The following is a 6,319-nucleotide window of genomic DNA, read 5'->3' on the forward strand; positions in this document are numbered from 1 at the left end:
GAGCTGTTTTATGTATCGCTATTTAGTGAACCCTCAACTGGATTTTGATCAAGTCTTAGCCTTGTATCAAGCGGTAGGTTGGACTAATTATACCGACCAGCCCGATCGCTTGCGTCAGGGATTGGATCAAAGTCTTTATGTTCTAGCTTGTATGGATCAAGATCGCTTGGTCGGACTCCTGCGTTGTGTGGGAGACGGGGCGACCATTATTTTTATTCAAGATATTCTGGTCCTGCCCGATTATCAACGGCAGGGGATTGGTACCGAGCTCTTGTCCCAGACTCTAGCGACTTATTCAAAGGTCTATCAGATGCATTTATGTACGGATGATACCGCCAAGACGCGGGCTTTTTATGAGTCCATGGGCTTTGTCGACCTGAATGATTGGCAGTGTTTGACCTATACCTATGCCCCTGAAAATAACCAGTAAGCCATCAAGACCCGTGAGCTCAGCGGGTCTTTTTGTTATACTAAGAGCGATCAACTTAGAATGAATGAGGGAAGAAAATGACAAGTAAGCAAACTGATAACCGCTTTGCGCGGATTCGATTATTGATGGGACAAGCTGGTTTAGACCAGCTAGAAAATGCCCGGGTCCTCGTCTTAGGGATCGGGGGCGTGGGATCCAATTGTGCAGAGGCGCTCGCTCGTGGGGGTGTCGGCAACTTAATCTTGTTGGACCAGGACGTGGTGGATATCACCAACATTAACCGCCAAGCTGTGGCCTATAGTTCAACGGTGGGGCGACCCAAGGTGGCGGTCATGACGGACATCATCCAGGAGATTAATCCAGCCTGTCAGGTCACCGCCGTTCAAGTCGCCTTGACTCGGGAGACAGTGGCTGACCAATTGGCAGTCCTGCCTCGCCCCGACTATGTGATTGACTGTATCGACCATGTACCCAGCAAGGTTGCCATCGCCCAGTGGTGCCAAGCTCAAGGTCTGCCTCTTTTGGCAGCCATGGGGGCGGGGAATAAGTTGGATCCTCAGCATCTGCGCTTTGCCGATATCTACGACACCTATAATTGCCCACTGTCCCGCGCCTTGCGTGCCAAGTACCGACAAGCCGGTATTGAAAAATTGACCGTTATTTTCTCGGATGAATTACCGGTCAATATTCAAGATCCAGCCTCTTCGGCCAAGGAACATACCCTAGGCACCATGTCCTATATGCCGCCGATTATGGGGATGATGATGGCTGGTAAGGTGATCCGGCAGATTCTCAACTTGGATGCTTCTCAAGGGGGCGTGGTTAATGGTCCTACTGGATAGTCACTATCACCTGGATTACCTACAAGACCTTACTCAGCGTCAAGCCTTTATCAATCAAGTCCACCGGCAAGGGATCGGTTTGGTCGCTCAAACCGTTCTCCCTTCTCAATTTTCAGCCTTAGTCCAGTCTTTAGCGGGTGTCAGTTCAGCAGTCCAAGCTTCGCTGGGTTTTCATCCTTGGTGGATCCAGAGTGAATCGCAAGCTCAAGAAGAGTTGGCGACTTTTGAGGATTTGCTTTCAAGGAGGCATCAATCCTTTATTGGGGAGATTGGCTTGGACTATGCCCCCAAGCGGTTGGACCAAGCACCTAAGGATCTCCAGTTAGCCGTCTTGAAGCAGATCTTGCTGGCGATCAAGGGCTTGGATCGTCCCGCTGTATTATCCGTCCATACCGTGCGTTCGACCAGCGACTTCCTAGACTTACTCGATCAAATCGACCTGGATGGAAGGGTTCACCGGGTCATTCTCCATCGTTTTAATGGGACCAGTGATGAATTGACCCGGCATATTCGCCGTGGAGGTTATTTGTCCGTTCACCCCAGTCATTTTACCCGTAAAAAAGGCCGTGCCTACTTAAGGCAAGTCCCAGCAGACCGCCTGCTCTTGGAGACAGATGCCCCGACAGAAGCGATTAGCCTAGCTAGTGATCAGGAATTAGATCGCTTGGTGCAAGCAGAAGTTCACAGCTTGGAAGAGATCGTGACGGCTTTAAGCGATCTCAGACAGACCGATATGTGGGCACAGATTCAAGCCAACCAAGTCCAGGTATACGGGGACGTTTGGCCTGCGATAGAAAAGGAGTGACCATCATGACGCCATTGGATGATCTTAATTCAATAAAAACGCTCGCTCAGTTAGAGGCCTTACCGGCGATTCAGGCCATCAAGGCTCGTTTTGAGGCGCATCCTCAAAGGCATGAAAGTATTAGCTGGGGAGACCTGACCATTTGCCGGGCCGACTTTATTGGATTGCTATCAAAAAGCCCCTAAAGAACGGGAGAGTCTCTGTTATGACCAGACAGCGCGTCTGGGGCTTAAGAAGTTTCCGCCGGTTTCGTCGGTGCTGGAAGAGCTGGCCCATTTGGGGTCGGACTTATTGACCCCCGATCAATATCTGGCTATCCAAGCCCTTCTTCCTCTGGATGAAAAGGGGTCTAGCTGGTTATTAACCCCGCCGAATATTCGAGAGCTAGGTGGGGCTTTATTTGGAGAATACCGCTATCAAACCAGCTTTATCTACCATAATGGGGCCGAATCCTATTATAAAGGGCGCGGTTTCAGGACATATTTATTGTTGACGGACTGGCCCAAGTCTTAGCCTGGCTTTCTTTTAGTGAGGGGTCATGCTATGATGGTCCTAGGATAATAAAAGGTGGGATGACGTGACGGTTGAGATTCTCTATGAGGATAATCATGTATTAGTCGTCAACAAGCCGGTTAACTGCTTATCTCAAGGAGATCGATCAGGCGACTTGGACCTATTGACACAGTTGAAACAAATGATTAAAGTGCGTGACCATAAGTCGGGGCAGGTCTATTTAGGGCTGGTTCACCGCTTAGATCGGCCAGTGGGTGGAGTCATGGTCTTTGCCAAGACCTCTAAGGCGGCTGGCCGCTTAGCCAAGCAGCTTCAGTCGCAACAGTTTGACCGAGTCTACTGGGCGGTCGTTGAAGGCGATCCAGGGGCGAGTGGTCAGTTGGACCATTATCTCTACAAGGACCAGCGCAAGAATCAGGTCTATGCGGTGGATGCCAAGCACCCCAAGGGCAAGAAGGCCCGCTTGACCTATCAGCGTCTAGCCCAAAGTCAGGGTCGAAGTCTGGTTCAAGTCCGCCTACATACTGGGCGGTCGCATCAGATTCGGGTTCAATTCAAAACAGCGGGCCACCCTTTGTGGGGTGATCAAAAATACAATCCAAAAGCCCAACCGGGGCAGCAGATTGCCCTATGGGCTTATCAGTTACAATTTAACCATCCTACTCGAAAAGAGCCAGTGGCGATCACTTGTCGGCCACCCTCAAGCTCGATTTGGCAGGATTTCCAAGCTTTGATCAGTCAGTAGAAAGGAGCGGCTGCATGTACGATAAACAAGCCATTTATGATTTATTAAAAGAAAAAGGGATTTGGTATGATGTGGTAGAGCACCCAGCTGTTTTTGATATGGAGGCACTGGGAGAATTGGACTTGCCTCATGCGGAATATAATGCTAAGAATCTCTTTGTCCGCGATGATAAAAAAAGAAACTATTATCTTATTACAGTACGAGGTGAAAAGCGGGTTGACCTCAAGGACTTCCGCAAGAAGCAGGAGACTCGTCGTCTCTCCTTTGCATCACCGGAAGACATGGAAGCTCTCTTAGGACTCACCCCTGGTTCGGTGTCGCCCTTAGGCCTCTTGAATGACCGGGAACATCGGGTTCATTATTATTTGGACCAGGACTTAGCCGGTGAGGAAGCCTTAGTGGGGATGCATCCCAATGAGAATACCGCTTCGATCTGGTTGAAGCCAGCAGACCTCATTGCCTTGATCCAAGAACATGGCAACGAGGTCACTGTGGTTGAGATATAGAGGCTCCTTAACATATAGAAGAGAAACTACCAAGAAAGCAAGCCAATCGAAAAGGCTTGCTTTTTTATGTGCTTTCATTAATGTCTTAGCAAGTGAATCATAAAGAATGAATGGCCTCTTTCGGAATAGTAAATAAAATCAAAGATGATTCAATGAAAGTTTAAATTGCTTAGTGATTATTTTCTGAGTTAATGGATCATTGAATGCTTCATCAACGATAAAACTATTCACTTACTTTCATGGAAGCAAATTCAAAGGCTTTTTTAATGTAATAATAGTAATCAATTAAAAATCGATTTTAAATATGAATTTGATGAGAGTTCATCGTTTTGTTTTACTTATTGATTAATAATTGCTATAATTTATTAGCAATTTAGAGTGAATCTATATTGACTACCTGTTGTCAGATTTGAATAGGAGGAATTTAATAGTGGAAAAAGCTAAAAAATTAATTAACGATAAGCAGTTACGATCTGCGAATCGTAAGCCGCGTTATGGAATGCGCAAAGTTTCATTTGGGTTAGCATCCTGTATGTTAGGATTTATGATCTATGCGGCACCAACAGCCGTGAATGCTCAAGAAGAAGCGATGGATACGGCTTCTCCAGAACAATCGATCCCATCGGAATCCGTAGAAACGAATAGTACACCTACTGAAACGGTTGCTGGTGAGGTTAGTGACGAAGGGAATCCATCTGAAAATGCGGAGTCAGAATTAGAAATAGCTGATTTAAGTGAAGCTCAAGCTGTTAGTGCTCCGGAAAATAGAGCACCAAAAGATATTTCGAATGATGTTCAAAGCAAATATGTTGCCTTAACAGAAGAAGGACACGAAACAAAAGGAACTGTTAAACCAGATGATGGAGAAGCAATTGGTTGGGAAGTTTTCTTCACATCTCCAAAGGGAACAATTGCAGGAGATTACTTTACAATTGACCTTTCAGATAACCTCAGTTTAAAGGGAATCGAACCAGATCACGAAAATGAATATCCAATAGAAATCGACGGAACAGTTGTTGCTGATGGTATTAGAACTGATAGAAGCACCATCAAATACACTTTCAACGAAAACATCAACGATCAAAGAAATGTAGTAGTATCTATAAAGGGTTTTGCCTATATTGACAAAACAAAAGTTCCCAATAACACAGAAAATGAAAAAATCTCTATTAAATTAGGAGATAAAGTAGATGAACATAATATTAATGTTGAGTATGGCAAACCATTTTACACTGGAAATAACCTAAATGGTATGAGTCAAATTACTGAATTTAATCCTGAAACCGGTGAATTTACTCAAGTATTTTATATTAACCCTGACTCAAAAACTATTACAACATCTAATAGAAACTGGGCTACCGGTAAAGTTGCTATGTTTATCGATGGATTAACACCAGATAAAACTCCTTCTGATGTAAACTATACGAAAGAAAACACAAAAGTATCAATTCAAAAATTACCTTCAGGAACTAAACTACCAAATGCAATAATAGAAAACCCGGTTAAAACTGATGAACAAACAATGGTTAAGACCACTTTTAGAGATGGCGGTATTGAAATCACATTTGCCGAAAATGGAGATAAGAATCTACGTCATGATAATATTGACAGTCCTTATATTGTTACGGTTAAATCTATTGCTGCACCAAGCAAAACTGGAAATAATGTATACTCAAGAGCAACTTTTTATGGTGATGGAACTAGATTCCACGTTATGGACAATAATATTGTAAAGACTGAAGGAGATACTGAGGCGCAAGGCAATAAAATTGGTTACTTCAAAGAACATCACATTTATTACACAAAAGTAGATGGAGTACTTCAAGAAGACAAGACATTTACTCTTCATTCAAACAAAATGGAAGGTTACGATTACGACACATACTTTACAAACAAAAACGAAATTGATGATTTTAAATTTGTAAGGGTAGATACAGATAAATTAGTAGAGAACCCAGTATATAATACAGATGGAACCTTTGCTCGTGGTAACTACGAAGCTGGAAAAACTAAAGAAGTAACCTATATCTATGAAAGAGATATTAAACATGGGTCATTCCAAGAACACCACATTTATCAAAGCATTGATGAAAATGGTAATGTCGTTTCTGAAGAAACTATAACGTGGGACGGCGATGAAACAACTGGTTTTGATGAAACTAGTTATGAGACGTCTAAGAAAGATAAAGACAAAAAACTAGTTACAAGTGAAGTGGATAACTATGGTTATAAACTTGTAAAAGTTGAAGCAAGTGGTGATAGTGCTAAAAAATCTGAAGTTAAATTTGATTCAAATGGCGCAGAAACTACAGGTAACTATATCAATGGTGAAAAACTTGAAGTAACCTATACTTATCAAAAACAAGTCGTTACTAAAGGTTCATTCATCGAACACCACATCTATATCACCAAAGATCAAGATGGTGTTGAAACCGGAAGAAAATCTGAAGATGGCGAGCTTCAAGAAGGTAAGAAGGA

At 43.6% G+C, this 6,319-nt stretch carries 8 protein-coding genes; all 8 read left to right on the forward strand.

Going from position 1 to position 6,319, the window contains the following annotated elements; translation table 11 throughout:
- Positions 1-10: 10 nt before the first annotated feature.
- Positions 11-430, forward strand: a complete 420-nt coding sequence (locus HMPREF9706_RS07490) for a GNAT family N-acetyltransferase (protein ID WP_006908768.1) — start codon at positions 11-13, stop codon at positions 428-430.
- A 77-nt stretch (positions 431-507) separates the two neighbouring features.
- Positions 508-1,272, forward strand: coding sequence for a tRNA threonylcarbamoyladenosine dehydratase (locus HMPREF9706_RS07495; protein ID WP_006908769.1), 765 nt, complete (start codon positions 508-510; stop codon positions 1,270-1,272).
- Positions 1,256-2,077, forward strand: coding sequence for a TatD family hydrolase (locus HMPREF9706_RS07500; protein WP_006908770.1), 822 nt, complete (start codon positions 1,256-1,258; stop codon positions 2,075-2,077). The genes HMPREF9706_RS07495 and HMPREF9706_RS07500 overlap by 17 nt, the downstream gene beginning before the upstream one ends.
- Positions 2,078-2,082: 5 nt before the next feature.
- Positions 2,083-2,262, forward strand: coding sequence for a hypothetical protein (locus HMPREF9706_RS09305; RefSeq protein WP_006908771.1), 180 nt, complete (start codon positions 2,083-2,085; stop codon positions 2,260-2,262).
- Positions 2,237-2,590, forward strand: coding sequence for a DUF4256 domain-containing protein (locus HMPREF9706_RS07510; protein ID WP_051009499.1), 354 nt, complete (start codon positions 2,237-2,239; stop codon positions 2,588-2,590). Before HMPREF9706_RS09305 ends, HMPREF9706_RS07510 begins: the two co-directional genes overlap by 26 nt.
- 64 nt (positions 2,591-2,654) lie before the next feature.
- On the forward strand, positions 2,655-3,335 hold the full coding sequence (locus HMPREF9706_RS07515; protein WP_006908772.1) for an RluA family pseudouridine synthase: 681 nt from the start codon (positions 2,655-2,657) through the stop codon (positions 3,333-3,335).
- A 14-nt stretch (positions 3,336-3,349) separates the two neighbouring features.
- Positions 3,350-3,841, forward strand: coding sequence for a prolyl-tRNA synthetase associated domain-containing protein (locus HMPREF9706_RS07520; protein ID WP_006908773.1), 492 nt, complete (start codon positions 3,350-3,352; stop codon positions 3,839-3,841).
- 430 nt (positions 3,842-4,271) lie between these two features.
- On the forward strand, positions 4,272-6,319 hold a 2,048-nt coding region (locus HMPREF9706_RS07525; RefSeq protein ID WP_006908774.1), incomplete at its 3' end, for an Ig-like domain-containing protein.

The organism is Facklamia hominis CCUG 36813 (assembly GCF_000301035.1).
GTDB classification, from domain to species: domain Bacteria; phylum Bacillota; class Bacilli; order Lactobacillales; family Aerococcaceae; genus Facklamia; species Facklamia hominis.